This window comes from Agromyces aerolatus, assembly GCF_031432255.1.
GTDB lineage: Bacteria > Actinomycetota > Actinomycetes > Actinomycetales > Microbacteriaceae > Agromyces.
The window spans coordinates 276,219-301,405 of sequence record NZ_JAVKGQ010000001.1 but is presented as its reverse complement, the minus strand read 5'-3'; the positions used below and the strand labels follow the sequence as shown (position 1 = coordinate 301,405).

The 25,187-nt window shown below is 70.9% G+C and carries 28 protein-coding genes and 1 tRNA gene; 24 read left to right on the top strand and 5 right to left on the bottom strand.

What is annotated here, in order from left to right; genetic code table 11:
• Window positions 1-17 precede the first annotated feature (17 nt).
• From RH864_RS01415 to cls, 6 genes are all read left to right on the top strand, one after another.
• The gene (locus tag RH864_RS01415) at window positions 18-776 is read left to right on the top strand and encodes a Rossmann-like and DUF2520 domain-containing protein (protein WP_310515711.1); all 759 of its coding nucleotides are present in this window, start codon (window positions 18-20) and stop codon (window positions 774-776) included.
• Window positions 776-1,663, top strand: a complete 888-nt coding sequence (gene panC, locus RH864_RS01410; RefSeq protein WP_396129937.1) for a pantoate--beta-alanine ligase — start codon at window positions 776-778, stop codon at window positions 1,661-1,663. The genes RH864_RS01415 and panC overlap by 1 nt, the downstream gene beginning before the upstream one ends.
• A gap of 226 nt (window positions 1,664-1,889) precedes the next feature.
• On the top strand, window positions 1,890-3,404 hold the full coding sequence (gene lysS / locus RH864_RS01405; protein WP_310515709.1) for a lysine--tRNA ligase: 1,515 nt from the start codon (window positions 1,890-1,892) through the stop codon (window positions 3,402-3,404).
• Between the two features lie 9 nt (window positions 3,405-3,413).
• Window positions 3,414-3,545, top strand: a complete 132-nt coding sequence (locus tag RH864_RS01400; protein WP_310515708.1) for a hypothetical protein — start codon at window positions 3,414-3,416, stop codon at window positions 3,543-3,545.
• Between the two features lie 40 nt (window positions 3,546-3,585).
• Window positions 3,586-3,771, top strand: a complete 186-nt coding sequence (locus RH864_RS01395) for a hypothetical protein (RefSeq protein WP_310515707.1) — start codon at window positions 3,586-3,588, stop codon at window positions 3,769-3,771.
• Window positions 3,768-5,234, top strand: coding sequence for a cardiolipin synthase (gene cls / locus RH864_RS01390; protein ID WP_310515706.1), 1,467 nt, complete (start codon window positions 3,768-3,770; stop codon window positions 5,232-5,234). The genes RH864_RS01395 and cls overlap by 4 nt, the downstream gene beginning before the upstream one ends.
• Before the next feature lie 24 nt (window positions 5,235-5,258).
• Here cls and RH864_RS01385 read toward each other — a convergent pair whose 3' ends face one another.
• Window positions 5,259-6,311, bottom strand: coding sequence for a pirin family protein (locus RH864_RS01385; protein WP_310515705.1), 1,053 nt, complete (start codon window positions 6,309-6,311; stop codon window positions 5,259-5,261).
• Between the two features lie 59 nt (window positions 6,312-6,370).
• On the opposite strand from RH864_RS01385, the gene RH864_RS01380 reads away from it, so the two are divergent.
• Window positions 6,371-6,835 (top strand): hypothetical protein, encoded by a 465-nt coding sequence (locus RH864_RS01380; RefSeq protein WP_310515704.1) that lies wholly within the window; start codon window positions 6,371-6,373, stop codon window positions 6,833-6,835.
• On the opposite strand, the gene RH864_RS01375 is transcribed toward RH864_RS01380, so the two are convergent.
• Entirely contained in the window at window positions 6,828-7,082 is a 255-nt protein-coding gene (locus RH864_RS01375; RefSeq protein WP_310515703.1) for a helix-turn-helix domain-containing protein, read from the bottom strand. The genes RH864_RS01380 and RH864_RS01375 overlap by 8 nt on opposite strands.
• Window positions 7,082-7,699: a hypothetical protein gene (locus tag RH864_RS01370; protein ID WP_310515702.1), complete on the bottom strand. Its 618-nt coding sequence runs from the start codon at window positions 7,697-7,699 to the stop codon at window positions 7,082-7,084. Before RH864_RS01370 ends, RH864_RS01375 begins: the two co-directional genes overlap by 1 nt.
• A 180-nt stretch (window positions 7,700-7,879) precedes the next feature.
• On the opposite strand from RH864_RS01370, the gene RH864_RS01365 reads away from it, so the two are divergent.
• The 4 genes from RH864_RS01365 (at window position 7,880) to RH864_RS01350 (ending at window position 12,433) form a co-directional block, all read left to right on the top strand.
• The gene (locus tag RH864_RS01365) at window positions 7,880-10,408 is read left to right on the top strand and encodes an ATP-dependent Clp protease ATP-binding subunit (RefSeq protein WP_310515701.1); all 2,529 of its coding nucleotides are present in this window, start codon (window positions 7,880-7,882) and stop codon (window positions 10,406-10,408) included.
• A 282-nt stretch (window positions 10,409-10,690) separates the two neighbouring features.
• A complete protein-coding gene (locus RH864_RS01360; protein ID WP_310515700.1) occupies window positions 10,691-11,194 on the top strand; it encodes an amino-acid N-acetyltransferase in 504 nt (167 codons plus the stop codon).
• 63 nt (window positions 11,195-11,257) lie between these two features.
• Entirely contained in the window at window positions 11,258-11,893 is a 636-nt protein-coding gene (locus RH864_RS01355; RefSeq protein ID WP_310515699.1) for a hypothetical protein, read from the top strand.
• Between the two features lie 129 nt (window positions 11,894-12,022).
• Window positions 12,023-12,433: a dehydrogenase gene (locus RH864_RS01350; RefSeq protein WP_310515698.1), complete on the top strand. Its 411-nt coding sequence runs from the start codon at window positions 12,023-12,025 to the stop codon at window positions 12,431-12,433.
• 433 nt (window positions 12,434-12,866) lie between these two features.
• On the opposite strand, the gene radA is transcribed toward RH864_RS01350, so the two are convergent.
• Window positions 12,867-14,231: a DNA repair protein RadA gene (gene radA, locus RH864_RS01345; protein WP_310515697.1), complete on the bottom strand. Its 1,365-nt coding sequence runs from the start codon at window positions 14,229-14,231 to the stop codon at window positions 12,867-12,869.
• Between the two features lie 109 nt (window positions 14,232-14,340).
• On the opposite strand from radA, the gene RH864_RS01340 reads away from it, so the two are divergent.
• Both RH864_RS01340 and RH864_RS01335 read left to right on the top strand, forming a co-directional pair.
• The gene (locus RH864_RS01340; RefSeq protein WP_310515696.1) at window positions 14,341-15,255 is read left to right on the top strand and encodes an NAD(P)/FAD-dependent oxidoreductase; all 915 of its coding nucleotides are present in this window, start codon (window positions 14,341-14,343) and stop codon (window positions 15,253-15,255) included.
• Between the two features lie 2 nt (window positions 15,256-15,257).
• Window positions 15,258-15,548 (top strand): hypothetical protein, encoded by a 291-nt coding sequence (locus RH864_RS01335; RefSeq protein ID WP_310515695.1) that lies wholly within the window; start codon window positions 15,258-15,260, stop codon window positions 15,546-15,548.
• Between the two features lie 22 nt (window positions 15,549-15,570).
• Here RH864_RS01335 and RH864_RS01330 read toward each other — a convergent pair whose 3' ends face one another.
• Window positions 15,571-16,407 (bottom strand): SGNH/GDSL hydrolase family protein, encoded by an 837-nt coding sequence (locus tag RH864_RS01330; protein ID WP_310515694.1) that lies wholly within the window; start codon window positions 16,405-16,407, stop codon window positions 15,571-15,573.
• Window positions 16,408-16,560: 153 nt separating this feature from the next.
• Between RH864_RS01330 and RH864_RS01325 the strand changes: the two genes are divergently transcribed.
• The 11 genes from RH864_RS01325 to RH864_RS01275 all read left to right on the top strand — a co-directional run bounded on the left by RH864_RS01325 (window position 16,561) and on the right by RH864_RS01275 (window position 25,143).
• Window positions 16,561-16,650 (top strand) — tRNA-Ser (locus tag RH864_RS01325).
• 156 nt (window positions 16,651-16,806) lie between these two features.
• On the top strand, window positions 16,807-17,130 hold the full coding sequence (locus tag RH864_RS01320; RefSeq protein WP_310515693.1) for a hypothetical protein: 324 nt from the start codon (window positions 16,807-16,809) through the stop codon (window positions 17,128-17,130).
• A gap of 146 nt (window positions 17,131-17,276) precedes the next feature.
• Window positions 17,277-17,912 (top strand): GntR family transcriptional regulator, encoded by a 636-nt coding sequence (locus RH864_RS01315; RefSeq protein WP_310515692.1) that lies wholly within the window; start codon window positions 17,277-17,279, stop codon window positions 17,910-17,912.
• Entirely contained in the window at window positions 17,909-19,456 is a 1,548-nt protein-coding gene (locus tag RH864_RS01310) for a Re/Si-specific NAD(P)(+) transhydrogenase subunit alpha (RefSeq protein WP_310515691.1), read from the top strand. Before RH864_RS01315 ends, RH864_RS01310 begins: the two co-directional genes overlap by 4 nt.
• A complete protein-coding gene (gene pntB, locus RH864_RS01305) occupies window positions 19,453-20,874 on the top strand; it encodes a Re/Si-specific NAD(P)(+) transhydrogenase subunit beta (RefSeq protein ID WP_310515690.1) in 1,422 nt (473 codons plus the stop codon). Before RH864_RS01310 ends, pntB begins: the two co-directional genes overlap by 4 nt.
• A gap of 118 nt (window positions 20,875-20,992) precedes the next feature.
• Window positions 20,993-22,276, top strand: a complete 1,284-nt coding sequence (locus RH864_RS01300; RefSeq protein WP_310515689.1) for a cytochrome P450 — start codon at window positions 20,993-20,995, stop codon at window positions 22,274-22,276.
• Between the two features lie 199 nt (window positions 22,277-22,475).
• The gene (locus RH864_RS01295; RefSeq protein WP_310515688.1) at window positions 22,476-22,922 is read left to right on the top strand and encodes a hypothetical protein; all 447 of its coding nucleotides are present in this window, start codon (window positions 22,476-22,478) and stop codon (window positions 22,920-22,922) included.
• A 70-nt stretch (window positions 22,923-22,992) separates the two neighbouring features.
• Complete coding sequence (locus tag RH864_RS01290) at window positions 22,993-23,493, top strand: MarR family winged helix-turn-helix transcriptional regulator (RefSeq protein ID WP_310515687.1); 501 nt, start codon at window positions 22,993-22,995, stop codon at window positions 23,491-23,493.
• Window positions 23,494-23,589: 96 nt separating this feature from the next.
• Complete coding sequence (locus RH864_RS01285; protein ID WP_310515686.1) at window positions 23,590-23,877, top strand: DUF6412 domain-containing protein; 288 nt, start codon at window positions 23,590-23,592, stop codon at window positions 23,875-23,877.
• A 96-nt stretch (window positions 23,878-23,973) separates the two neighbouring features.
• Window positions 23,974-24,768, top strand: coding sequence for a YidC/Oxa1 family membrane protein insertase (locus RH864_RS01280; RefSeq protein WP_310515685.1), 795 nt, complete (start codon window positions 23,974-23,976; stop codon window positions 24,766-24,768).
• 108 nt (window positions 24,769-24,876) lie between these two features.
• Window positions 24,877-25,143 carry a GlsB/YeaQ/YmgE family stress response membrane protein gene (locus tag RH864_RS01275; protein ID WP_310515684.1) on the top strand — a complete coding sequence of 89 codons (267 nt, stop codon included), beginning with the start codon at window positions 24,877-24,879 and terminating at the stop codon, window positions 25,141-25,143.
• The last annotated feature ends 44 nt before the right edge of the window (window positions 25,144-25,187 follow it).

Sequence of the window (25,187 nt, the reverse complement as noted above, 5' to 3'; positions counted from 1 at the left end):
CGGATCGGCAGCTGGGCGTGGTTGAGACGCGCGCGGGGCGGCTCGGGGTCGGCGTCATCGGTGCCGGCCGGGTCGGCGCGGTGCTCGCGGCGGCGCTCGGCGGGGCCGGGCATGCGCTGACCGGGGTCGCCGCGGTCTCCGAGGCCAGCCTGACGAGGGCCGACGCGATGCTGCCGAACGTGCCCGTGCTGCCGGTTCCCGACATCATCGAGCGCAGCGAGCTCGTGCTGCTCGCGGTGCCCGCCGACGAGCTCGAGCCGCTCGTCGCCGGACTCGCGTCGGCGGGCGTCTGGCAGCCGGGCCAGCTCGTGCTGCACAGCGCGGCGAGGTACGGCACGGGCGTGCTCGACCCCGCCCGCCGCGCGGGCGCCATCCCGCTCGCGGTGCACCCGGCCATGAGCTTCACGGGCACGTCGATCGACCTGGCCCGGCTCGCCGGCAGCTGGTTCGCTGTCACCGCGCCCGCGCCCGTGCTCCCGATCGGGCAGGCGCTCGTCGTCGAGATGGGCGGCGAGCCGTTCGTCGTGGCCGAGGCCGACCGGCCCGCATACGCCGAGGCGATCGACACCGCGACCTCGTTCTCGACCGCCATCGTCGACCAGGCGAGCGGCCTGCTCGACGGCATCGGGGTCGGCCGCCCCGGCGCCGTGCTCGCGCCCCTCGTGCGCAGCGCCGTCGAGAACGCGCTCGCGAGGCACGACAGCGGCCCGGGTCCCGACGGCACCGGTACGATCGACGCGGCCGGCATCGTGCCGCCGCCTGAAGGAGCCGCGTGATCGAGCAGAAGGCCGCCGTCGCCCGCCCCCGCGTGATCGATACCGTTCCGGCGCTCCGCGCGTTCGTCCGCGAACGGCGCGCCGCCGGGGCATCCGTCGCGTTCGTGCCGACCATGGGCGCCCTGCATGAGGGGCACCTCGCGCTCGTGCGCCGCGCGGAGGAGCTCGCCGATGTCGTCGTCGTCTCGGTGTTCGTGAACCCGCTGCAGTTCGGACCGAACGAGGACCTCGACCGGTACCCGCGCACGCTCGACGCCGACCTCGACGCGCTCACGGGGCTCGGGGTCGACGCCGTGTTCGCCCCCACGGTCGACGAGATGTACCCCGAAGGCCCCTCGTCGACCCGGGTCACGGCCGGAGAGGTCGGCGACCTGTACGAGGGCGCTTCGCGCCCAGGGCACTTCGACGGCATGCTCACGGTCGTCGCGAAGCTGTTCGGCATCGTGCAGCCCGACCTCGCGTGCTTCGGCCAGAAGGACGCGCAGCAGGTGTTCCTCGTGCAGCGCATGGTCGCCGACCTGAACCTGCCGATCGCCATCGAGGTCGTGCCGACCGTGCGGGAGGCCGACGGTCTCGCACGCTCCAGTCGGAACCGGTTCCTGTCCCCGGTCGAGCGGCAGACGGCGCTCGCGCTCTTCGAGGCGTTGCGTGCCGCGGCGGATGCGGCGCCGCAGGGCGTCGCGGAGGTGCTCGCGGAGGCCGACGCCGTGTTCGGCGCGCACGAGTCCGTGCAGCCCGAGTACCTGGTCGTGGTCGACCCGGCGACCCTGCTGCCCGTCGAGCCCGAGGCATCCGGGCCCGCGCTCGTGCTCGTCGCCGCGCGCGTCGGATCGACGCGGCTCATCGACAATGCCTTCATCTCGCTCGGCGCCCCGCTGGTCGAGTAGCGAGCGAGGAACGAGCACGCGTATCGAGACCCGGGTGGGCTGGTCTCGAGAGCGGCTCACCGGGTCTCGATACGCTCGCTGGCGCGCAGCTCACTCGACCAGCGCGGAGGCGCGGGCGCGCAGCTCACTCGACCAGCGCGGGGGCGCCGGCGCGCGTACTGGACCACCGGGGGCGCGCCCGCCGCGTAGGCTGGGGGTCGCTTCATCCAGCCGACGAGAGAGAACGATGGCCGACACGCAGACCGACGCCGCAGCCGAGCCGACCCCCGAGGAGATCTCGGAGCAGAAGGCCGTGCGGCTCGCCAAGCGCGAGCGGCTGAACGACGGCGCGGCCCTCGGCGGGGGCGCGTACCCGGTGAGCCTGCCGATCACGGCGACGATCCCCGAGGTGCGCGATCGTTACATCGGCCTCGGGGTCGACGAGGCGAGCGGCGACACCGTCGGCGTCGCCGGCCGCGTCGTGCACCTGCGCAACACGGGAAAGCTGTGCTTCGCGGCGCTGCAGTCCGGCGACGGCACGCGCATCCAGGCGATGGTCTCGCTCGCCGAGGTCGGCGAGGAGTCGCTCAAGGCGTGGAAGGAGCTCGTCGACCTCGGCGACCACCTCTTCGTCTCCGGCGAGGTGATCACGAGCCGTCGCGGCGAGCTGTCGATCATGGTCCGCGAATGGCGCGTCGCGGCGAAGACGATCCTGCCGTTGCCGAACCTGCACTCGGAGCTCTCCGAGGAGACGCGTGTCCGCAGCCGGTACCTCGACCTCATCGCCCGTGATCAGGCGCGGAAGAACGTGCTCGACCGGGCACGCGTGAACGCCAGTCTGCGGGCCACGTTCGCCGGCCGCGGCTTCGTCGAGGTCGAGACGCCGATGCTGCAGGTCATGCACGGCGGAGCATCCGCCCGCCCCTTCGTGACACACTCGAACGCGTTCGACACCGAGCTCTATCTGCGCATCGCGCCCGAGCTGTACCTCAAGCGTGCCGTGGTCGGCGGCATCGAGCGCGTGTTCGAGATCAACCGCAACTTCCGCAACGAGGGCGCCGATTCGACGCACTCGCCCGAGTTCGCGATGCTCGAGGCCTACGAGGCGTACGGCGACTACCACTCGATCGCCGACCTCACCAAGCAGCTCGTCCAGGACGCCGCGCTGGCGGTCTCGGGCTCGCACGTCGTGACCTGGGCCGACGGCACCGAGTTCGACCTCGGTGGTGAGTGGGACCGGATCTCGATGTACGGCTCGCTCTCCGAGGCCGTGGGCGAGGAGCTCACGCCCGAGACGCCCGCCGAGCGGCTGAAGGAGCTCGCCGACGCCGTCGGACTCGAGATCGAGCACCCGCTGCCCGGCAAGTACATCGAGGAGCTCTGGGAGCACCACGTGAAGCCGGGCCTCGAGCGCCCCACGTTCGTCATGGACTTCCCGCTCGACACGTCCCCGCTCGTCCGGTGGCACCGCTCGATCCCCGGCGTCGTCGAGAAGTGGGACCTGTACGTGCGCGGGTTCGAGCTCGCGACCGGCTACTCCGAGCTCGTCGACCCGGTCGTGCAACGCGAGCGGTTCGTCGAGCAGGCCAAGCTCGCCGCGGGCGGCGACCCCGAGGCCATGCGTCTCGACGAGGAGTTCCTGCGCGCGCTCGAGTTCGGCATGCCGCCGTCGGGCGGCATGGGCATGGGCATCGACCGTCTGCTGATGGCGATCACCGGCCTCGGGATCCGCGAGACGATCCTGTTCCCGTTGGTCAAGTGAGGCCGTGAGATGACCGATCCGTTCAAGGAGCGCGACCCCAAGAAGCCCTCGCAGGCGCGGATCACCATCTGGATCATCGTGGCCGCGATCGGGCTGTGGCTCGTCGGGTCGGGCATCTGGGGGCTGATCACACCCGGCTGAGGCAGGGAACCGGCCGCTGGCCGGGTATCCTGAGAGCACTATGGTCGAAGAATTCTGGGCGAACGCCGTGTGGTCGTTGGCGCCGACCGTGCTCATCGGGCTGATCTTCTGGATCGTGATGCGCGCGATCGTCCGCGCCGACCGCACCGAGCGTGACGCGTACGCCCGGATCGAGGCGGAGGAGCGGGCGAAGTTCGCCCGCGAGAAGCCGGCTTCGACCCGATGAACTTCGAGGAGTTCTGGGCGCTGTTCGTCGTCGTCGGGCTCCTCCTCATCGACCTCGCCATCCGTATCGTGGCGATCATCGTCGTGCCGCGCAACCGCAAGCCGACAGCGGGCATGGCGTGGCTGCTGGCCATCTTCTTCATCCCGTACTTCGGGGTGCTGTTCTTCCTGCTCATCGGGAACCCGAAGCTGCCGCGGCACCGCCGCCGGAAGCAGGCCGAGGTCGACCGCGCGATCCTCGAGGCCACGCACGGCGTCGAGCGGGTGAGCGACACGAGATCCTGGCCGTCATGGTTCGAGGGCATCGTGCGCATGAACCGCAACCTCGGGGCGATGCCGCTCGTCGGCTCGAACAGCGCGCAGCTCGTGGGGGAGTACCACGCCTCGCTCGATCAGATGGCCGCGGCGATCCGCGAGGCGAAGGCGTACGTGCACGTCGAGTTCTACATCTTCGCGCTCGACAAGACCACGGCGCCGTTCTTCGACGCGCTCGGCGAGGCCGCGGCACGCGGCGTCACGGTGCGCGTGCTGCTCGACCACATCGCGTCGATGCGGGTACGCGGCTACAAGCAGACCCTGAAGCGGCTCACCGACATGGGGGTGCGCTGGCAGCTCATGCTCCCGGTGCAGCCGTTCAAGGGCAAGTATCAGCGCCCCGACCTGCGCAATCACCGCAAGATCCTGGTCGTCGACGGCGAGGTCGCGTTCATGGGCTCGCAGAACATCATCGACCGCGGGTACAACAAGCGCAGCAACGAGAAGCGCGGGCTCAAGTGGAAGGAGCTCGTCGCACGTCTCGAGGGCCCGATCGTCTCGGGACTCGACGCGATCTTCTCGAGCGACTGGTACCTCGAGACCGGCGAGGTCATCGTCACCGAGATCCCCACGTTCGACCAGCCGGCCGAGGCGCAGAACCTCGACTGCCAGGTCGTGCCGTCGGGCCCCGGCTTCCGCAATGAGAACAACCTGAAGCTGTTCCTCTCGCTGCTGTACGCCGCGAAAGAGCGGATCATCATCACGAGCCCGTACTTCGTGCCCGACGAGTCGATGCTCTACGCCATCAGCGGCGCGACGCAGCGCGGCGTGCACGTGGAGCTCTTCGTCTCGGAGATCGGCGACCAGGCGCTCGTCTACCACGCGCAGCGGTCGTACTACGAGGCCCTGCTCCGCACCGGCGTGAAGATCTACCTCTACCGGGCGCCGTACATCCTGCACTCCAAGCACTTCTCCATCGACGACGACGTCGCCGTGATCGGCTCGAGCAACATGGACATCCGGTCGTTCGAGCTGAACGCCGAGGTGTCGCTGCTGGTCCGCGGCGCCTCGTTCGTGCGCGACATGCGCGAGGTCGAGGCGGGGTATCGCAGCATGAGCCGCGAGCTCACGCTCGAGGAATGGCGGAAGCAGCCGCTGCGCTCGACCGTGCTCGACAATCTCGCCCGGCTCACGTCGGCGCTGCAGTAGCGCCGAGGCGGGCGCCGCGGGTGGTCAGCCGCGCGGCTTGAGGCGCACGGTCGGCAGCTCGGGTGCGGGCAACGCGTCGCCGGGGTAGTCGTCGACGGTGCCGAAGCGGCCGTGCGGGTCGGCTCCGTCGATGACGTCGGACTGCCACTGGCGACGGAACTCGGCGATCTCGTCGTGGTCGCGGCCGATGAAGTTCCACCACATGACCAGCTGCTCGCCGAACGGCACGCCACCGAGCAGGATCACCCGCACCGGCGCATCCGAAGCACGCAGCCGGACGCCCTCGGAGCCCGCCGCCAGGAATCCGAGCTCGCTGCGCTCGAGCACCGTCGTGTGACCGGTCACCGCGAGGGCGTCGGCGCCGTCCGGTGCGTCGTCCGCCTCGTCGTCGCGCTTCGGCACGGTCACGCCCACCGGGCCGCGGTCCACGAGCACGCCGTGCTCGAACGCCGGGTCTAGGTCGAGCCACGCCTCGCCGCCGGCGGGCAGCTCGACCTGGGCGCCCACGAGCGGCGAGAAGACGGTGACGGATGCTTCGGACGCGACCCCTGGCAACGCTCCGGCGAACACGCGCACCGTCGCGTCGTCGACCGGCACCGGCGTCGTCTCGGCGTGCTCGAAGACGGGCAGCGTGTGGCGCGAGGCATCCGGAAGCGCGACCCAGAGCTGCACGCCGTGGAGGCGGGTCGTGCCCGGCGTCGAGACCTCGGAGTGCGAGATGCCGCGGCCCGCGGTCATCAGGTTCACCGCGCCCGGGCGCACGAGCGCACGCACACCCGTCGAGTCGCGGTGCTCGATCTCGCCCTCGAACAACCAGCTGACGGTCTGCAAGCCGGTGTGTGGATGCGGCGGCACGACCATGCCGCCGGTCTCGGCGACCTCGTCCGGCCCGTAGTGGTCGGCGAAGCACCAGGCGCCGATCGTGGTGCGGCCGCGCTGGGGGAGCGTACGGCGGACCTGCATGGCTCGGACGCCGCCGAGTGGCACGTCGCGCGGCTGCAGCACGGTCACGGCCGGGGTCGCCGCCTCGGGCGCGGGGACCTGCAGCTCGACCGGGTCTCGCTCGAGGTTGCTCACGTCCGCATCATACGCTTGCATGCAACTGGGCGGGGCGGCGGAACCGATACCATAGCGGCATGGCTTCCTCCTCGCTTCGTCGCGCCGCGCTCGCAGGCGCCGCGCTCGCCTCCGTCTTCCTGCTCGCCGCGTGCGCCCCCGGCACATCGCCCGCCGAGTCGTACCAGGGCGAGCCCGAGGTCGAGCACATCGTCGCCGAAGACGAGGAGGGCGCGGCCGAAGAGGACACGCACGCGGTCGAGGGCGAGACGTCGGCCGTCTGGCTGCAGCAGGGCGGCCAGCTCGCGATCACGACCTGGGGCTCGTCGGGCTGCCCGATCGTCGGCACCGACATCAAGGTGATCGAGCCGCGCGGCGAGGGCAACACGGTCGAGATCGTGACCAAGGAATACCCCGAAGACCAGATCTGCACCATGGACTTCGTGCCCTTCACGACCGTCTTCTGGACCCCGCTCGACGTGACCACCACCGAGCCGCTCACCGTCCTCATCGAGGGCGAGGAGATCGAGGTCCCGGTCAAGTAGCCTGTGGGGCATCCGCTCGCGGGCGCCTGACCAGCAGGTCGCCGACCTCGCAGTCGAGCGCCTCGCAGATCGCCTGGAGTGTCGAGAACCTGATCGCGCGAGCGCGGTCGTTCTTCAGCACGCTGAGGTTCACGACCGTGACGCCCACGAGCTCCGCGAGCCGGGCGAGCGTGAGACCGCGCTCGGCGAGCAGCTCGTCGAGCCGGCAGTGGATGTCGTGTGCGTCGGCGGCCTCGGCCGGCGCCATCAGACGAGCCCCTCGGTCTCACGCTGCAGCTTCTCGCCGATCTGGAACGCACCGCCGATCGCGCCCAGGGCGAGGAAGGCGAAGAAGGGCAGCCAGCTCGCGGAGAACCTGATTCCGTCGTACGTGTACTCGCTGATCGCCGAGAGCGCGCCGTTCACGGTCATGTTCGTGAGCATCGTGCCCGCGAACCAGCCGACGGCCAGCACCCCCGCGCCCCACCAGATCAACCGGACGGTGCTGCCCGCGAACGCGTGACCGCGCGCGAGGTTCCACGCGAGCAGGCCGAGCAGCGCGATGCCCGCGATCGAGGCCGCCGCCTGCACGATCGGCTCGGCGACGAGCGCGAACTGGGTCGCGGCGGCCGGCTCGGGCACGGTCACGACGGCCTGGCTCACGTCGACCTCGACGAGCGCGCCCTCGGGGCCGATGGGCAGCTCGGCGGTCTCGTCGGCGAACGGCACGAGCACGGGGACGTCGCGCCCGGGCGCGACCTCGATGAGCCGCGCGAACGCGGACCACGCGACGGCGCCGATGCCCACCGCGCCGACGGTCATCGTGAAATACATCGCGAGCCGGTCGCCACGGGTCAGTCGCTTCGGATCGGTCGAGGTGACCATGGGATGCTCCTTGCCCTCGTTTCATATCGAATCTCGATACCATCGATAAACGATACGCTAGGCACAGGCGGCCGCCGAAGTCAAGGCACGCTGCGCCGAGGGCGAACAGGGGCCCACGAGGCATCCGATCTGTTTACGCTCGATGTATCGCGACGCACGCACCGCGCGCAAGGAGAGAGCATGTTCGAGAGATTCACCGACCGAGCCCGTCGGGTCGTCGTCTTGGCGCAAGAAGAAGCCAAGATGCTGAACCACAACTACATCGGCACCGAGCACATCCTGCTCGGCCTCATCCACGAGGGTGAGGGCGTGGCGGCCAAGGCGCTCGAGTCCCTGGGAATCTCGCTCGACGCGGTGCGCGAGCAGGTTCAGGACATCATCGGCCAGGGCCAGCAGCCGCCGACCGGGCACATCCCCTTCACGCCTCGGGCGAAGAAGGTCCTCGAGCTGTCGCTTCGTGAAGCGCTCCAGCTCGGTCACAACTACATCGGGACGGAGCACATCCTGCTCGGCCTCATCCGCGAGGGTGAGGGGGTCGCGGCACAGGTCCTCGTCAAGCTCGGCGCCGACCTCAACCGCGTCCGTCAGCAGGTCATCCAGCTCCTCTCCGGCTACCAGGGCAAGGAGCAGGTCCAGGTGGGCGCCAACGAGCAGCAGCAGGCTCAGGGCGGATCGCAGATTCTCGACCAGTTCGGGCGCAACCTCACACAGGCCGCCCGCGAGGCCAAGCTCGATCCGGTGATCGGCCGCGAGAAGGAGATCGAGCGGGTCATGCAGATCCTCTCGCGTCGTTCCAAGAACAACCCCGTCCTCATCGGTGAGCCCGGCGTCGGCAAGACCGCCGTCGTCGAGGGGCTCGCCCAGGCCATCGTCAAGGGCGAGGTGCCCGAGACGCTGAAGGACAAGCAGCTCTACTCGCTCGACCTCGGCTCGCTCATCGCCGGGTCCCGCTACCGCGGCGACTTCGAAGAGCGCCTGAAGAAGGTCACGAAAGAGATCCGCACGCGCGGCGACATCATCGTCTTCATCGACGAGATCCACACGCTCGTGGGTGCGGGTGCGGCCGAGGGGGCGATAGACGCCGCCTCGATCCTCAAGCCGCTGCTCGCCCGCGGTGAGCTGCAGACCATCGGCGCGACCACGCTCGACGAGTACCGCAAGCACTTCGAGAAGGACGCGGCGCTCGAGCGTCGATTCCAGCCGATCCAGGTCGCCGAGCCGAGCCTGCCCCACGCGATCAACATCCTCAAGGGGCTGCGCGACCGGTACGAGGCGCACCACAAGGTGTCCATCACCGACGGCGCGATCGTGGCCGCCGCGAACCTCGCCGACCGCTACATCAGCGACCGCTTCCTGCCCGACAAGGCCATCGACCTGATCGACGAGGCCGGCGCCCGCCTGCGGCTGTCGATCCTGTCGTCGCCGCCCGAGCTGCGCGAGTTCGACGAGAAGATCTCGGTCGTGCGCGCCGCGAAAGAGACCGCGATCGAGGAGCAGGACTTCGAGAAGGCCGCGTCGCTGCGCGACGAAGAGAAGCAGCTGCTCGGCGAGCGTCTGCGCCTCGAGAAGCAGTGGAAGTCGGGCGACGTCAAGACCACCGCGGTCGTCGACGAGGGCCTGATCGCCGAGGTGCTCGCACAGGCGACCGGCATCCCGGTGTTCAAGCTCACCGAGGAGGAGAGCTCGCGGCTCGTCTTCATGGAGAAGGCGCTGCACGAGCGGGTCATCGGTCAAGAAGAGGCCATCTCGGCGCTGTCGAAGACCATCCGCCGGACGCGCGCGGGCCTCAAGGACCCGAAGCGTCCGTCGGGGTCGTTCATCTTCGCCGGCCCCACCGGCGTCGGCAAGACCGAGCTCGCCAAGGCGCTCGCCGAGTTCCTCTTCGACGACGAGGCCGCCATGATCTCGCTCGACATGTCGGAGTACGGCGAGAAGCACACCGTCTCGCGGCTGTTCGGTGCCCCTCCCGGGTTCGTCGGCTTCGAAGAGGGTGGGCAGCTCACCGAGAAGGTGCGCCGCAAGCCGTTCAGCGTCGTGCTCTTCGACGAGATCGAGAAGGCGCACCCCGACATCTTCAACTCGCTGCTGCAGATCCTCGAAGAGGGCCGTCTCACCGACGGTCAGGGCCGCGTCGTCGACTTCAAGAACACCGTCATCATCATGACGACGAACCTCGGCACGAAGGACATCTCGGGCGGGCCCGTCGGCTTCCAGATGGAGGGCGACTCGCGCACCGGGTACGATCTCATGCGCGCGAAGGTCAACGAGGAGCTGAAGAAGCACTTCAAGCCCGAGTTCCTGAACCGCGTCGACGAGATCATCGTGTTCCCGCAGCTGTCGAAGGCCGAGCTGCTGCAGATCGTGGACCTGTTCATCAAGCGGCTCAGCGAGCGCATGCTCGACCGCGACATGACCGTCGAACTCACGCAGGCGGCCAAGGAGCGCCTCATCGAGGTCGGCTTCGACCCGGCGCTCGGCGCCCGGCCGCTGCGTCGCGCGGTGCAGCACGAGATCGAGGACCGGCTGTCGGAGAAGATCCTGCACGGCGAGCTCAACTCGGGCGACCACGTGCACGCCGACTTCAAGGACGGCGAGTTCGTGTTCACGACCACGCAGCGCGCGCTGCCGGTCGGCATCGGCGTGAACGCCGGCGCCGCGCTCGGCACCGGCTCGGCGACGCCCGACCTGGCCGCCGCGTCGGGCGACTGACGCTCGCCGGGTCACCGGTTCGCTCACGAGGGGCGGATGCCACGAGGCATCCGCCCCTCGTGCGTGTCTGGCCGAGGCCGCAGGCCGGCGCACCGCCGCGCGGCCCGCGCCACCTGGCGCGGTCCGCGCCAGGCCGTGCGAATTGCGCCGGTTGGGACCGTCGTACCCGGCGCAGACGGTCGGGGGTGGCGCGATTGTGACGGCTGGCGGCTCGACGATGCGGATGGCTCGGCGCGGACTGAGTGCGGCGAGCGGATGCCTCGGCGGGCATACGATGGGCGGATGAGTGGGTACACGGTGCGGCGGGCGCGCACGAGCGACGTGGTGAAGATCGTCGACCTCGTGGAGCCGCTGGTGCAACGACGCATCCTGCTCGGCAAGGAGCGCGTCGACCTGTACGGATCGCTGCAGGAGTTCCGCGTCGCCGAGTCCGACGACGGTGCCGTCATCGGGTGCGGTGCGCTGCACGTGATGTGGGAAGACCTCGGCGAGGTCCGCACGCTCGCCGTCGCCGACGAGTGGCTCGGCGCCGGAGTGGGCCATGCCCTGCTCGACGCCCTCGAGACCGACGCGCGCGAGCTCGGGCTGTCGCGACTGTTCTGCCTCACGTTCGAGGTGGGGTTCTTCGGGCGGCACGGGTTCGAGGACATGGGCGCCGAGACCGTCGATCCCACGCTCTACGCCGAGCTGCTGCGCTCACGCGACGAGGGCGTCGCGGAGTTTCTCGACCTCGCGCGCGTCAAGCAGAACACGCTCGGCAACACCCGGATGCTGAAGCTCCTCTGAGTGCCGACCGGCGCGCCGGAGCGTCGCCGCCGCTTCGGCCTGCTGCCGCCGTACTCTGTGCACATGTCGACGAACCAGCCTCCGGCCAGGCGGCATTCACCCGCGGTGTACCGGCGTCGACGAATCGTGGTGCTGCTCGGCCTCGTCGCCGTGATCGCGGCGATCGTGCTGATCGTCGTCCGCCCGGGCGCAAGCCAGGGCGAGACCGGCGAGACCGGGGGTGGGGCCGCGACCTCGCCCGAGGCATCCGCCGACCCGACGTCATCGCCGCCGGCTGACGACCCGGCCACGGGCGCCCCGTGCGCGCCCGAACAGGTCATCATCGAGGCCATCACCGACAAGACCGAGTACGCGGAGGGTGAGCAGCCCGAGCTGTCGACCACGATCAGGAACACCGGCGACGCGCCGTGCACGATGAACGCCGGGACGAGCGTGCAGGTGTTCACGATCACGAGCGGCACCGAGACGTACTGGACGTCGACCGACTGCCAGACCTCACCGAGCGACGCCGAGATCACGCTCGAGCCGGGCGACCCGATCAGCTCGGGCGTGCCGATCATCTGGGATCGCACCCGGTCGAGTCCCGACACCTGCGACGGCCCGCGCGAAGCGGTGCCTGCCGGTGGCGCCTCGTTCCACCTCGACGTGACGGTCGACGGCATGGCGTCGACGGCGTCGAAGCAGTTCCTGCTCTACTGACGTAGGCCGCGCCCCGGCCCGAGTTCCGCCGAGTGATACCGAAAGGCGTCGAGCGACGGCGATTCCTGCAGACGCTCGACGCGTTCCGGTATCACTCGGTGCGACATGGGAGCCGGATACGCTGGAGGGATGGCCGGGAAGAAGCGCAGCGCGAAGTCCGTGGACCCGATCGAGTTCCGATCGCAGGCGCTCGCCGAGGCACTCGAGAAGCAGGATGTCGCGGCGGTGGCGCTCGCGCTCCGGCACGGCAACACCGTGGTGCCGCTGATCAAGCCCGGACCGCGCGACAAGCCGCTCGACAGCGGCGAGGTCTGGACCTACCGCGACCCCAAGACGGGCGAGGTCGCGCTGCTGCTGTTCAGCGACGCGGCGAACAAGCCCGCGAACCTGCCGCCCGCGGTCGGGCTGCAGAGCCCCGCGTGGCTGCGCGCGTTCCTCAGACGGTACGAGTCCACCATCACGACGGTGTTCCTCGACATCGCCGGCCCGCACCCCATGCAGGCCGCACCGGCTGAGCTGCTGAAGGCGCTCGACGCGTAGCGTCGCGGCTCAGAGGGTGGCGGGTCGGCTGCGCCAGGTCTGGCCGGTTGCGCCATGTCTCGCTGACTGCGCCATGTCTGACCGGCTGCGCCATCGTTGGCCGGCCCTGCCTGGTTGGCTGCCTGCGCCATGTCTCGCCGGCTGCGCCACGTCTGGCAGACTGCGCCAGCGGCGACCGTCATAGCCGGCGCGGTCGGTCGGGGTTGGCGCCGTCGGCGGGAATTGGCGCGGTGGGCAGGGGTTGGCGCGGTCGGCGGGGGTGGCGCGGTCGGCAGGGGTTGGCGCCGTCGGCGGGGGTGGCGCGGTCGGCAGGGGTCGGCGCCCTAGGAAGGGGGTGGCGCAGTCGGCGGAGGATGGCGCGTTCGGCGGGGATTGGCGCGGTTCCCGTGAGCCGACGCCGCACGCTGTCGCGTCGGCCGCGTGCGCGCGCCGGTCAGAAGGCGCGGTCGAGCTCGCGTTCGCGGGGGTCGGTCGCGGCGACCATCGCGCGTTCGACGGCGGCGCGCACACTGCCGGCCTCGACATCGAGGATCGTCGAATAGCCGAGCCGGGATGCCTCGGACGTGCGCTGCTTGGCCGCCGAGACCGGGCGCACCTCACCCGCGAGACTGATCTCGCCGAACGCCGCGAGCTGATGCGGCACGGCGCGGTCTCGGACCGCCGAGGCGATGGCGACCGCGATCGCGAGGTCGGCGGCGGGCTCGATCAGCCGGACGCCGCCGACGGTCGAGACGTAGACGTCGTGCTCGCCGATGCGGCGCAGCCCCGCCCGTCGCTCGAGCACCGCGAGGATCATCGCCACCCGCGACGGGTCGACGCCGTTCACGACGCGACGTGGCTGCGGTGCCTTCGACTCGACGACGAGCGCTTGGACCTCGACCGGCAGCGCTCGTCGGCCTTCGAGCGCGACCGTGACGCACGTGCCGCTGACCGCGGCCCGCGAGCGGCTGAGGAACAGGCCCGACGGGTCGGGAACCTCGGCGATGCCGTCGCCGGTCATCTCGAAGCACCCGACCTCGTCGGTGGGCCCGAACCGGTTCTTGAGCGCACGCACGAACCGCAGCGAGGTCTGCCGGTCGCCCTCGAACTGGCACACCACGTCGACGAGGTGTTCGAGCAGTCGCGGGCCGGCGATGGTGCCGTCTTTCGTGACGTGCCCGACGATCAGGACGGGCAGCTGCCGCTCTTTCGCGACGCGGATCAGTGTCGAGGCGACTTCTCGCACCTGGCTCGGCTGCCCCGGAAGCCCGTCGGAGAGCGAGCTCGAGACGGTCTGCACCGAGTCGACGATGAGGAGGTCGGGCTCGACCGCGTCGATCTGACCGAGCACGGTCGCGAGATCTGTCTCGGAGGCGAGATACAGCTCGGGCGCGAGCGCACCCGTCCGCCCCGCCCGAAGGCGCACCTGCGCGGCCGACTCCTCGGCGCTCACGTACAGCACGCGCCGACCGCCCGCGGCCACGCGCGCCGCGACCTCGAGCAGGAGGGTCGACTTGCCCACCCCCGGCTCGCCGGAGAGCAGGATCGCGGCGCCCGCCACGAGCCCGCCGCCGAGCACACGGTCGAACTCGCCGATGCCGCTCGGCCGGTGCGCCGTGTGGCCGGCCTCGACCTCGGCGATCGGCCGGGCGCGACGCTCGCCGACCGGTGTGACGGGCTTCAGTGCCCGCACGATGCCCGTGGCCTCGCCCAGGTCGGCGACGGTGCCCCATTGCTGGCATTCGGCGCACCGGCCGACCCATTTGACGGTGCTCCACCCGCACTCGCTGCAGCGGAAGGACGACGCGGGTTTGGCCATGTGGTGAGACTAATCGGTGCCACCGACACCGGGCGTCTGCAGCTCGCGGGGCGGTACGCGCGGCTCGAAGGCGCTGGCCGCGCACGCCGGGGAGGCATACCCTGGCGGCATGTCCGCGGACGTCGACGTCCTCGTGATCGGTGCCGGCCAGGCCGGCCTCGCGGTCAGCCACGAGCTGATCGCGAAGGGGGTCGATCACGTCGTGTTCGAGTCGGATCGCGTCGGCTCGGCGTGGGCGCATCGGTGGGACTCGCTGTGCCTCGTGACCCCGAACCACACGATCCGGTTGCCGGGCGGCGAGTACACGGGCCCGGATGCCTCGGGGTATCTGCCGCGCGATGACCTCGTCGCGCATCTGCACGCGTACGCCGACTCGTTCGGCGCTCCGGTCGAGACCTCGCGTGAGGTGACCGAGCTCGCGCCCGACGATTCGGGCTTCCGGGCGGACACACCCCAGGGGCCGGTGCACGCGCGTCGCGTGGTTGTCTGCACGGGCGCCTACCCACGCGAGTACTTCCCGCCCTGGGCCGAAGCGCTGTCGACGCGCGTCTCGGTGGTCGGGTCGGGGGAGTACCGATCGCCCGACGCCGTGCCCGACGGTCCGGTGCTGGTCGTCGGCGGCGGCCAGAGCGCCGCGCAGATCAGCGAAGAGCTCGCCGGTGCCGGCCGCGAGGTCGCGCTCGCGGCCGGGGCCGCGCCGGCGATGGCGCGCCGCATCGCCGGTCGCGACGGCGTCGACTGGCTGATCGACGCCGGGTTCTTCGCGCACACGCTCGCCGACATGCCCTCCTCGGCGGTCCGGCTCGCCCCGAACCCGCTCGCCACGGGCGCGCGCGGCGGCCACGATCTCACGTTGCGCACGCTCGCCAGCGCCGGGGTCGCCCTCAGCGGCCGCGTGACCGGGGTCGACGGGGACCGTGTGCTGAGGCCGTCGACGACCTCGCCACCTCGGTCGAGGCCGGGGACGCGGCCTACCTCCAGATCTGGAACACGGCAGCGACGATCGCCGCCGAGCGCGGCCTGAGGGTGCCCGAGCCGCTCGAACGCGACGAGTCGCCGCTCACCCCTACCTTGCCGCCACCGCTCTCGGCGCTCGGCGCGGTGGTCGTCGCGTGCGGCTTCCGGCCTGCGTACGCGTGGATCCGGGTGCCCGACCTCGTCGACGAGCTCGGGTTGCCGGTGCAGGACGGTGGGCGGAGCATCCGGATCGCCGGCCTGTACTTCGTCGGCATGCCGTGGATGACCTCGCGCAGGTCACCGCTGCTCATGGGCGTCGGCGAGGATGCGTCGAGCGTCGCCGCAGCCCTGGCCGCGTGAGCGTCCGCCGTGAGCGGGCCCGTCATGCCGCCGCGCGCCGGCCGCCGGCCGCGACCTCGCGGCTCGCCGCGGTGCGCGACGTCGGGCTGGCGCGTTGCGCGCGCTCGGGCCGGATCCGGGCGAGCCGAGCCGCGACCGCGGGCCGGAACGCGCCGGCCCAGACGCGGTAACCGGCGTCGTTCGGGTGGAACATGTCGCGTGCGAACTCGGTGAGGATGCCGCGCAGGCCCTGACGTCGCGTGTGCTCGTGCAGCGGGACGACGCGGAGGCCGTGCTCGCGGGCCGCCGCCCGGAGCATCCGGTTCGCCTCGGCGACCTTGCGCTCGTTGCGCGGAAGATAGAAGCAGGGCACGTCGGCGACGATCGCATGCCGCGGCAGCGCGGCGAAGATGGTGCGGATGTTCCCGTCGAACTCGTCCGCGTCCCACGCCGCGATGTCGTTCGCGCCGATCGAGACCGTGACGACGTCGGCGTCGAGACGCGCGAACTTCGGCAGCTGGTCGCGCACCGCGAGCGCGGTCGTCGCGCCTGAGACGCTGAGGTTCGCGACGTGCACCGCGCGGCCGGTCCGCTCGGCGATCTGCTCGGCGATGAGCCCGACGTAGCTGAGGCCCGGGCGGCTCGCGCCGATGCCCTGCGCCGTGCTGTCGCCGATCGCCGCGTACACGAGGTCGCCGCCCGCGGCGGCGCGGTCGCGCCACCACTTCGAGTGCACGGGCAGCGTGTCGTTGAGGGTCGCGGCGTTCTCGGCCACGAACGCCCGGAAGCGCGGCACACCCAGGTGGCCGAGCACGGTCGCGATCGTGTGGCGGATGCCGTCGATCAGGCGGACGGCCGGAACAGGGGGCAGCGTGTTCATGACTGTGCGACGCTACGCCCGCGCGCTGCGCGGCGGCTGGAGGGCGGCTGCGTGCCGGCTGGGTGCGCGGCGCCGGCTGAGAAGGATGCCTCGGGCGAGGCATCCGCCCGCCCCGTTTTGGTCAATGCGGGCCCATCGCCTACTATCGATCCCGGTACCGTGTCCGAGCGGCCTAAGGTGCAACTCTCGAAAAGTTGTGTGGGTGAAAGCCCACCGTGGGTTCAAATCCCACCGGTACCGCCATCTGAATTACGAAAGCCTCTCCGTTTCCGGAGGGGCTTTCGTGGTTTCTGGGTTACAGCTCAAGAAGAGGGTTGCCTGCCAACCAGAGCGTGTGACTCGGGCGTGTCAATCTCGTGCAGACGTTTGGGAAGAGGCAATCACGAGTATATTGGCACGATGAGCGAAGAGTCCGAACGACGCATGTTTCGCTCGGCGATCTCGTCTGACGAGGCGTCGGTCAACGTGCCCGATCCTGACGTTGCTCGTCGCATATTCGAGATCGGCAGCTCGCTCCAGGAGCACCTGCTGATCGCGGCTCGGCTCGGTGCCGACCTCGACGCAGCGCTTCTCGAGCTCAGCGCGAGCGGCAGTAGTGTCGAAAGCGTGGCGAACAAGGCACATGTTGACGTTGCACTCGTTCAGAATGTGTTCGGTGGTCAGCGCAGCCTGGATTACTTGCTCTGTCGAATGATCTCATCATCCCCGGTGCGAGAGAGGTAAACCGCCTCCAGGTCAGGGGGTCGGCGTGCCGCCCGAATGTATGCGCACGGCCCGAAAAGCGCGCAGAATTGGCCACCTCGCCGCGTGTATGTATACACTAGGGACCGCGAAGGGGCGGAGTTGGCCCGACCGCGGAAGGAACCCGGATGAAGGCCAGCGATCGCGCATATGCCGCGCTCCTCGAGGATATCCAATCCGGCCTCCTTCCCCCCGGTTCCGTGATCGGCGAGGTCGAGCAGGCCGCACGCCTCGGCGTGAGCCGGACGCCGCTGCGAGAGGCGATCGGCCGGCTCGCCGCGACCGGCCTGGTCGTGCAGCACTCGCCCCGCGTGACGGCCGTCGCCGGCATCGACGCCAATGACATCCGCGCCCTGTTCGAGGTGCGCCGGGCTCTGGAGGAGAGCGCCGCACGTCTCGCCGCCGAGCGCGGCGACCCGGTCGTCTTCAGCGCGCTGGCGGCCGAGTTCAGCGCAGCCGACCTCGCGGCCGAACACGGCCGCGACGACTACTTCCGGCTGATCGCCCGATTCGACGACGCGCTCGACGCCGCCGTCGGCAATGCGTACCTCGCGACGGCGCTCGACACCGTGCGCGCACACCTCGTGCGGGTGCGGCGCATGGCGCGCGACAAGCCCGACCGTCTCGCGGAGTCGGTCGCCGAGCACCGGATCATCGCCGCCGCGATCGCCGCCGGTGACGGCGACCTCGCCGCGCACGCCACACACGTGCATCTGCACAACGCCCTGACGGGCGTTCTGGTATCCCTGGAGGAGCAGCAATGACCACAGTGGGAGTCGTCCGCGAGCCGGACGGCGAGAGGCGGGTCGCCGCGACGCCCGCAACCGTCCAACGCATCATGAAGCTCGGCTACGACGTGGTCGTCGAAGCGGGCGCGGGCGAGCGGGCCTCGTTCACCGACGACGCCTACCGCGAGGCCGGCGCACGCGTCGCCGACCGGGTCGAGGCGTGGGCGAGCGACGTGGTGCTCAAGGTCGCGTCGCCGCTCGATGACGAGATCGCGCTCCTTGCCGACGACTCGGTCGTCATCGCCACGCTCAGCCCGGCGCTGCGGCCCGAGCTGCTGGCCGCGCTGTCGCAGCGGGGGATCACCGCGCTCGCGCTCGACGCGGTGCCGCGGATCTCGCGCGCACAGTCGATGGACGTGCTCAGCTCGATGGCCAACATCGCCGGCTACCGCGCCGTGGTCGAGGCCGCGCACGAGTTCGGTCGCTTCTTCACCGGGCAGGTCACGGCGGCGGGCAAGGTGCCGCCCGCGAAGGTGCTCGTCGCCGGCGCGGGAGTCGCGGGCCTCGCCGCCGTCGGCGCGGCATCCAGCATGGGCGCGATCGTCCGCGCGACCGACCCGCGACCCGAGGTCGCCGACCAGGTGCGCTCGATCGGCGGCGAGTACCTCGCCGTCGAGGTCGCCGAGCAGATGGAGTCGTCCGACGGCTACGCCAAGGCGACCAGTGAGGCGTACGACCGCCGTGCCGCGGAGATCTACTCCGAACAGGCGCGCGACGTCGACATCGTCATCACGACCGCGCTCATCCCGGGTCGTCCCGCGCCCAAGCTGCTCACCGAGGCGGATGTCGCGAGCATGAAGCCCGGCAGCGTGATCGTCGACATGGCCGCGGCGCAGGGCGGGAACGTCGCGGGCTCCGTGGCGGGCGAACGTGTCGTCACGCCCAACGGCGTGACCATCCTCGGCTACACCGACCTGCCCTCGCGCCTGCCCGCGCAGTCCTCCCAGCTGTACGGCACCAACCTCGTGAACCTGCTGGCGCTGCTCACCCCCGGCAAGGACGGGGCGCTCACGCTCGACTTCGACGACGTGGTGCAGCGCTCCGTCACGGTCGTGCGCGATGGAGTCACCACGTGGCCGCCGCCACCGGTGCAGGTGTCCGCGGCCCCGCCGGCGAAGGCCGCGGCGCAGCCCACCGAGCCGCCCGCACCGAAGACCCCGTGGCTCACGCCCGTGCGCAAGGTCATCCTCACGGCGATCGGGCTCGCGGCGCTGTTCTTCGTGAACGCGGTCGCCCCGGCCCCGCTCCCGCAGCACTTCACGGTGCTCGTGCTGTCGACCGTCATCGGCTTCTACGTCATCGGGAAGGTGCACCACGCCCTGCACACGCCGCTCATGAGCGTCACCAACGCCATCTCGGGCATCATCGTGGTCGGCGCCATCGTGCAGATCACGACGCCTGACCCCGTCGTCCAGGTCCTCGCCGCAATCGCCGTGCTCGTGGCATCCATCAATATCTTCGGCGGGTTCGCGGTCACGCGACGCATGCTCGCGATGTTCTCGAGAGGGTCACAGCGATGAACTCCTTCACCGACCTGTCCGTCGCGCTCGCCATCGCCAATGCGGCCTACCTGGTCGCCGCGGTGCTCTTCATCATGTCCCTCGCGGGGCTCTCCAAGCACGAGACCGCCCGCAACGGCGTGACGTACGGCATCGCCGGCATGGCGATCGCGCTCGCCGCGACGATCTGGATGACGGTGCAGAGCGCCTGGGCCGGCGGCGCACCGTTCGGTCTCGTGCTCATGGTCATCGCGGTCATCGTGGGTGCGGCCATCGGCCTGTGGCGTGCGCGCGTCGTGCAGATGACCGGCATGCCCGAGCTCATCGCCCTGCTGCACAGCTTCGTCGGCCTCGCGGCCGTGCTCGTCGGCTGGAACGGCCATCTGACGCACCCCGAGCTGCCCGGTGCGCTGCAGGACGTGCACAGTGCCGAGGTGTTCATCGGCGTCTTCATCGGTGCGGTGACCTTCACCGGCTCGATCGTCGCGTACCTCAAGCTGTCGGCGCGGATCTCGTCGAAGCCCCTCGTGCTGCCCGGCAAGAACTACCTGAACGTGGGCGCCCTCGTGGGCTTCGTCGCCCTGACGATCTGGTACGTCATCACGCCCGAGCTCTGGCTGCTCGTGATCGTGACGGTGCTCGCGCTCGCGCTCGGATGGCACCTCGTCGCCTCGATCGGCGGCGGCGACATGCCCGTCGTGGTCTCGATGCTGAACAGCTACTCGGGCTGGGCGGCCGCGGCGGCCGGCTTCCTGCTCAGCAACGACCTCCTCATCGTCACGGGTGCGCTCGTGGGCTCGTCGGGTGCGTACCTGTCGTACATCATGTGCAAGGCGATGAACCGGTCGTTCCTCTCGGTGATCGCGGGCGGCTTCGGCATCGAGGCGCCGAAGTCCTCGGGCGACGAGGAGCAGGGCGAGCACCAGGAGGCCACCGCCGAGCAGGTGGCCGAGATGGTGAAGGATGCCTCGTCGGTGGTCATCACGCCCGGCTACGGCATGGCCGTGGCGCAGGCGCAGTACCCCGTGGCCGAGCTCGTGCAGAAGCTCCGGGATCGCGGCGTCGACGTCCGGTTCGGCATCCACCCCGTGGCCGGTCGCCTGCCGGGGCACATGAACGTGCTGCTCGCGGAGGCGCGCGTGCCCTACGACATCGTGCTCGAGATGGACGAGATCAACGACGAGCTGGCCGAGACCGACGTGGTGCTCGTGATCGGCGCCAACGACACCGTCAACCCGGCCGCGGCCGAGGATCCGGGAAGCCCGATCGCCGGCATGCCCGTGCTGCGGGTGTGGGAGGCGCGCAACGTGATCGTCTTCAAGCGGTCGATGGCGTCGGGGTACGCGGGCGTGCAGAACCCGCTGTTCTTCAGGGACAACGCGAAGATGCTGTTCGGCGACGCGCGCGGCGCGGTCGACGAGATCCTGCGGTTCCTCTGAGGTCGTCGGGCGGCGCGACGGCGTGCGTCGCGTCGCCCGGCGGATGTCTCGCGCTCTCGCACTTCCAGTGCTGACGCAACCCCCTCGAAGGTGCGCGGCCGCGTGGCAGCGTGGTCGTATGCACGACGACTCCCTCTCGGTGCTCACCCGCGGATACGACTTCGGATCGCACGTCTGGCACCGGGTCCGCGACGGGGCGCGGTCCGCGCCCATGGGGCTGCTCGGTCGCGAGGCGATGTTCGTCCGCGGCGCCGAGGGCGTCGCCCTCTTCTACGACGAGCGGCGGATCGCGCGGCACGGCGCCATGCCCGGCCTCATCCAGGAGACGCTCTTCGGCCACGGCTCGGTGCACAGCCTCGACGGCGACGAGCATCGGCACCGCAAGGCGACGTTCGTGGACGTCGCGTACGAGGACGCACAGGTCGAGCGGCTCTCGCCGCTGCTGGACCGCGAGTGGCGGGCCGAGCTCGACGACTGGCTGGCCGGCGGCGGGTGCACGGCCTACGACGCCGCCGTTGGGGCGTTCGGACGGTCGATCATGAGCTGGGCCGGGCTGCCCGGCACCGCGGCCGCGAAGACCCGCTGGGCGGCGCGCCTCGCGCAGATCGTCGACGGGTTCGGGGCGCCGTACTCGCCGGAGTACCTGCTCGCCTATGGGAACCGGCGCTGGTCGGACCGGCACGCGCAACGGCTGATCGAGGCGGCGCGCGCGGGGTCGATCCGCGCCGACGAGGGCACGGCGCTCGCCGAGTGGGCGGCGCACCGGGATCGATCGGGTGCGCTCCTGCCGTCGCGCCTCGCGGGGATCGAGCTGCAGAACAGCATGCGGCCGATGATCGCGGTCGCGAGGTTCGTGGCCTTCGCCGCGAAGGAGCTGCACGACCGGCCCGAGTGGCGTCGGCGCATCGCGGCCGAGACCGACGAGCGCAGCTCGCTCGTCGGCGGACCGCTCGCGACGGCATTCGCGCAGGAGATCCGGCGCACGGCGCCGTTCGTGCCCATGCTGCCCGGGCGGGCGATCGCGGACGTCGAGCTCGACGGTCAGCGGCTCGGTGCGGGCGGCCGAGTCGTGCTCGATATCCTCGGCACGAACACCGACGAACGCTCGTGGGAGCGGGCGGAGGAGTTCGATCCCGAACGGTTCGTGGGCGTCGACGATTACGAGGCACGGCCGGCGTTCGTGCCGCACGGTGGGGCCGAGGTTCCGACCGGGCACCGATGCCCGGGCGAGAAGCTCGCGATCGCGGGCCTCGCGGCCGCGGTCGCGACGCTCAGCGACCCGCGGGTCACGATCCTCGGGTCTGGGCTCGAGGTGAACCGGCGCCGGCTTCCGACCAAGCCCGCGTCCGGCGGCCGGGTGCGGGCGACGGATGCTCCGGCGCCGCGCTGCCCGTTCCACTGACGACGTTCGCCCAGCACGGGTGCCGTCGAGGACCGTGCAGGCCTGACGGACTCGGGCCTAGGATGGATCCGGAGGGTCCAATCCGATCAGGGCGCTCAGCACCACAGCACCAGCACCAGCACCACTCCGCAGCGGCCCGCACCCCCGTGCACCCCTCCGCGGAGCATCCCGTCCCGCACTCACCCTCCGGATCCCGACCATGACTCAGACCGCTTCCCGCGCCCGCGGGCGCGACGCATTCCTGTGGTTCCTGCTCGTCGTCGTCACGTTCGGCGGGCTGATCGTGCTCGCGTACGCCGCGTTCGCGAGCACGCCGCCCACGCAGGTGCTCGTCGCGACCTCGACCGCGGCCGAGCTCGGTGAGCGGCACCCGACGATCCGTCAGTCCCTCATCGCCGAGCAGATCCCCGAGACCGCGCGCGACGTGCGCATCGTCTGGCGACCCGCCACCGACGAGTTCGCCGGCGCGTGGCACGGCGACTTCGACCCCGCGGCGTACGCGGACTGCCCGGTCGTCGCCTCACCCGAGCGGCCCGACTTCGCCTCGCGCATCGTGCGCGTGGGCGAGGCCGCGTTCGAGGCTTTCGAGTGCGAGGAGCTCGTCATCGCCCGGGTCGGCTCGACCACGTTCGCCTGGAGTCGCTGACGCACCGCCGACCAGTGGCATGCTGTCCTACGGGCGGCCGTCGCCGCCCAGGGGTGAGAGGGGATGCCACGTGACGAGGTCCGACGACGATGACGTCGATGAGGTCATCGATGCGTGGTCGGAGTTCCTGCCCGACCTCGACCTCACCCCGCTCGACGTCATGTCGCGCATGCGCCGCGTGGCGCGCGAGCTGCACCGCGTGCGCGAGGCGGCCTTCGCGTCGGCGGGCCTCCGCGCATGGGAGTTCGACATGCTGTCGCAGCTGCGCCGGGCGCGGGGGAGCGGCACCATGACGCCGTCGCAGCTCTCGTCGGCGACCAAGACCGCGACCGCGACCGCGACCTACCGCGTGGACCGGCTGATCGCGCGCGGACTGGTCGAGCGCAACGAGCACCCCGACGACCAGCGCAGCCGCCTCATCGTGCTCCTGCCCGAGGGGCGCGAACGCGTCGACGCCGCGATGCGCGAGCTCGTCCGCGCCGAGGCCGGCCTGCTCGAGGGGCTCGACCGGACGCAGATCGCCGTGGTGATCGCCGCGCTCCGCGCGATCGCCGAGAACGTCCCGCGCTGAGCGCGCCGGGTGTTGACCGGATACCGGCCGCCGGCGCAGCGACCCGCTCACCCGGCCGCGTAGACTCGAGAGACCGATGCGGAGGGAGGCGGAGCGATGATCGAGCTGATCACCGAGCTGTTCCGCCTGCTCCAGAGCGTCCTCGCGCTCGCCGCGGGCTCCGACCACGGGCTCGGCCTGCTCCTGTTCGGCGCCACTGCGGTCGCGGTCGCGGTCGTGCTGATCGCGCGGGCGCTGCCCGTGCTCGTCGCGGCCGACGCGAGTCGCGCGTCGCTGCGGCTCCGACAGACCGCGGATCCCTGGCGCCTGCTCTCGCAGAGCGACCCCGACGCGCCGGGTCGGGCGCGTCCGAGGGCGCCCGGGCGCGGCCTCGTGGCCGCGTAACCACGCCAGCCGGTCAGCGCACTGCGCGACGGTTCGGCCTGCCCTCGCGGCCAGACGGATGCCTCGTCCGCTCTCACCGCAAGGAATCTCCCGACCATGGACCTGTACGCCTTCCCGCCCATCGCCGCCGTCCTCGACGGCGCCTACACCGTGCTCATGTGGCTCGCCGAGCTGCTCGAACCGCTCATCGGTGTCACGAGCGCCGCGGCCGCGATCGTGCTCGTGACGCTCATCGTGCGCGCCGTGCTCATCCCGACCGCCGTCTCGATGGCGAAGGGCGAGCAGACGCGGGCCCGCCTCGCGCCGAAGATCCAGGCGCTCCAGCAGAAGCACAAGCAGAACCCCGAACGCCTGCAGCGCGAGATGATGAAGCTGTACTCCGATGAGGGCACCTCGCCGCTCGCGGGATGCCTGCCGATGCTCGTGCAGGCGCCCGTCGTGGGCGTGATCTACGCGCTGTTCATCCTGCCGACCATCAACGGGCACGACAACGCGCTGTTGACTGAGACCGTCGCGGGCGTGCCGCTCGGCACGAGCTTCGTCGGATCGATCGCACACGGCGAGCTGACCGGCGCGACGGTCGGGGTGTTCGCGGTGCTCGTCCTGCTCATCGCCGCCGTCGCGGAGGTCACCCGCCGCGTGTTCCGGCCGGTGACGCCGCCGGCGCCCGTGCCGACCGGCGCCGCCGGGCCGGGTGCGGCCGCGCCGCTGGGCGGCCCGGGGCTCGTCCGCGCGCTCGGCTTCCTGCAGTTCGCGACGGCCGTGATCGCCCTGTTCGTGCCGCTCGCGGCCGGCATCTACCTCACGACGACGGTCGTCTGGACGTTGGGCCAGCGGATGCTCCTGCGCCGCCGCTACCCGCTTCCGGTGCCGCCCGCGGCACCCGCGTGAGGCTCATAGCGCTCGATCGACCTCGCGCGCAAGGGGTTCGCAGCGGGGGTGGCGGAGTGGTGTGGTGAGGTGCGCCCGAACGCGGGCGCCATGACACGAGGAGATCGCATGAGCTTCATCGCCTTCTTGATTCTCGGCCTCATCGCCGGCGCCATCGCCAAGCTGATCCTTCCGGGGAGGCAGGGCGGCGGCTGGTTCGTGACGCTGCTCCTGGGCGTCGTCGGAGCGCTGCTCGGCGGCTGGCTCGGCAGCGTGCTGTTCGGTGTCGGACTCGAGGAGTTCTGGGACCTCAGCACGTGGCTGCTCGCCATCGGCGGCGCGATCGTCGTGCTGCTCATCTACGGACTCATCGTCGGCCGCCGCAAGACGGCCTGACCCGTCCGCCCTACCCGTCGGTCGAGGAGCGCCCGACGAAGGAG

Excerpts from the sequence above, each read along its gene's own strand:
- RH864_RS01380 (WP_310515704.1), top strand. The coding sequence starts at position 6,371 with ATGGCTTCCTCCTCGCTTCGTCGCGCCGCGCTCGCAGGCGCCGCGCTC.
- RH864_RS01375 (WP_310515703.1), bottom strand. The coding sequence starts at position 7,082 with ATGGCGCCGGCCGAGGCCGCCGACGCACACGACATCCACTGCCGGCTC.
- RH864_RS01400 (WP_310515708.1), top strand. The coding sequence starts at position 3,414 with ATGACCGATCCGTTCAAGGAGCGCGACCCCAAGAAGCCCTCGCAGGCG.
- RH864_RS01370 (WP_310515702.1), bottom strand. The coding sequence starts at position 7,699 with ATGGTCACCTCGACCGATCCGAAGCGACTGACCCGTGGCGACCGGCTC.
- RH864_RS01295 (WP_310515688.1), top strand. The coding sequence starts at position 22,476 with ATGACTCAGACCGCTTCCCGCGCCCGCGGGCGCGACGCATTCCTGTGG.
- RH864_RS01280 (WP_310515685.1), top strand. The coding sequence starts at position 23,974 with ATGGACCTGTACGCCTTCCCGCCCATCGCCGCCGTCCTCGACGGCGCC.
- RH864_RS01275 (WP_310515684.1), top strand. The coding sequence starts at position 24,877 with ATGAGCTTCATCGCCTTCTTGATTCTCGGCCTCATCGCCGGCGCCATC.
- RH864_RS01355 (WP_310515699.1), top strand. The coding sequence starts at position 11,258 with ATGTCGACGAACCAGCCTCCGGCCAGGCGGCATTCACCCGCGGTGTAC.
- lysS (WP_310515709.1), top strand. The coding sequence starts at position 1,890 with ATGGCCGACACGCAGACCGACGCCGCAGCCGAGCCGACCCCCGAGGAG.
- RH864_RS01300 (WP_310515689.1), top strand. The coding sequence starts at position 20,993 with ATGCACGACGACTCCCTCTCGGTGCTCACCCGCGGATACGACTTCGGA.
- RH864_RS01285 (WP_310515686.1), top strand. The coding sequence starts at position 23,590 with ATGATCGAGCTGATCACCGAGCTGTTCCGCCTGCTCCAGAGCGTCCTC.
- RH864_RS01315 (WP_310515692.1), top strand. The coding sequence starts at position 17,277 with ATGAAGGCCAGCGATCGCGCATATGCCGCGCTCCTCGAGGATATCCAA.
- RH864_RS01350 (WP_310515698.1), top strand. The coding sequence starts at position 12,023 with ATGGCCGGGAAGAAGCGCAGCGCGAAGTCCGTGGACCCGATCGAGTTC.
- RH864_RS01365 (WP_310515701.1), top strand. The coding sequence starts at position 7,880 with ATGTTCGAGAGATTCACCGACCGAGCCCGTCGGGTCGTCGTCTTGGCG.
- RH864_RS01330 (WP_310515694.1), bottom strand. The coding sequence starts at position 16,407 with ATGAACACGCTGCCCCCTGTTCCGGCCGTCCGCCTGATCGACGGCATC.
- radA (WP_310515697.1), bottom strand. The coding sequence starts at position 14,231 with ATGGCCAAACCCGCGTCGTCCTTCCGCTGCAGCGAGTGCGGGTGGAGC.
- pntB (WP_310515690.1), top strand. The coding sequence starts at position 19,453 with ATGAACTCCTTCACCGACCTGTCCGTCGCGCTCGCCATCGCCAATGCG.
- RH864_RS01320 (WP_310515693.1), top strand. The coding sequence starts at position 16,807 with ATGAGCGAAGAGTCCGAACGACGCATGTTTCGCTCGGCGATCTCGTCT.
- RH864_RS01310 (WP_310515691.1), top strand. The coding sequence starts at position 17,909 with ATGACCACAGTGGGAGTCGTCCGCGAGCCGGACGGCGAGAGGCGGGTC.
- RH864_RS01395 (WP_310515707.1), top strand. The coding sequence starts at position 3,586 with ATGGTCGAAGAATTCTGGGCGAACGCCGTGTGGTCGTTGGCGCCGACC.
- RH864_RS01340 (WP_310515696.1), top strand. The coding sequence starts at position 14,341 with ATGTCCGCGGACGTCGACGTCCTCGTGATCGGTGCCGGCCAGGCCGGC.
- RH864_RS01360 (WP_310515700.1), top strand. The coding sequence starts at position 10,691 with ATGAGTGGGTACACGGTGCGGCGGGCGCGCACGAGCGACGTGGTGAAG.
- cls (WP_310515706.1), top strand. The coding sequence starts at position 3,768 with ATGAACTTCGAGGAGTTCTGGGCGCTGTTCGTCGTCGTCGGGCTCCTC.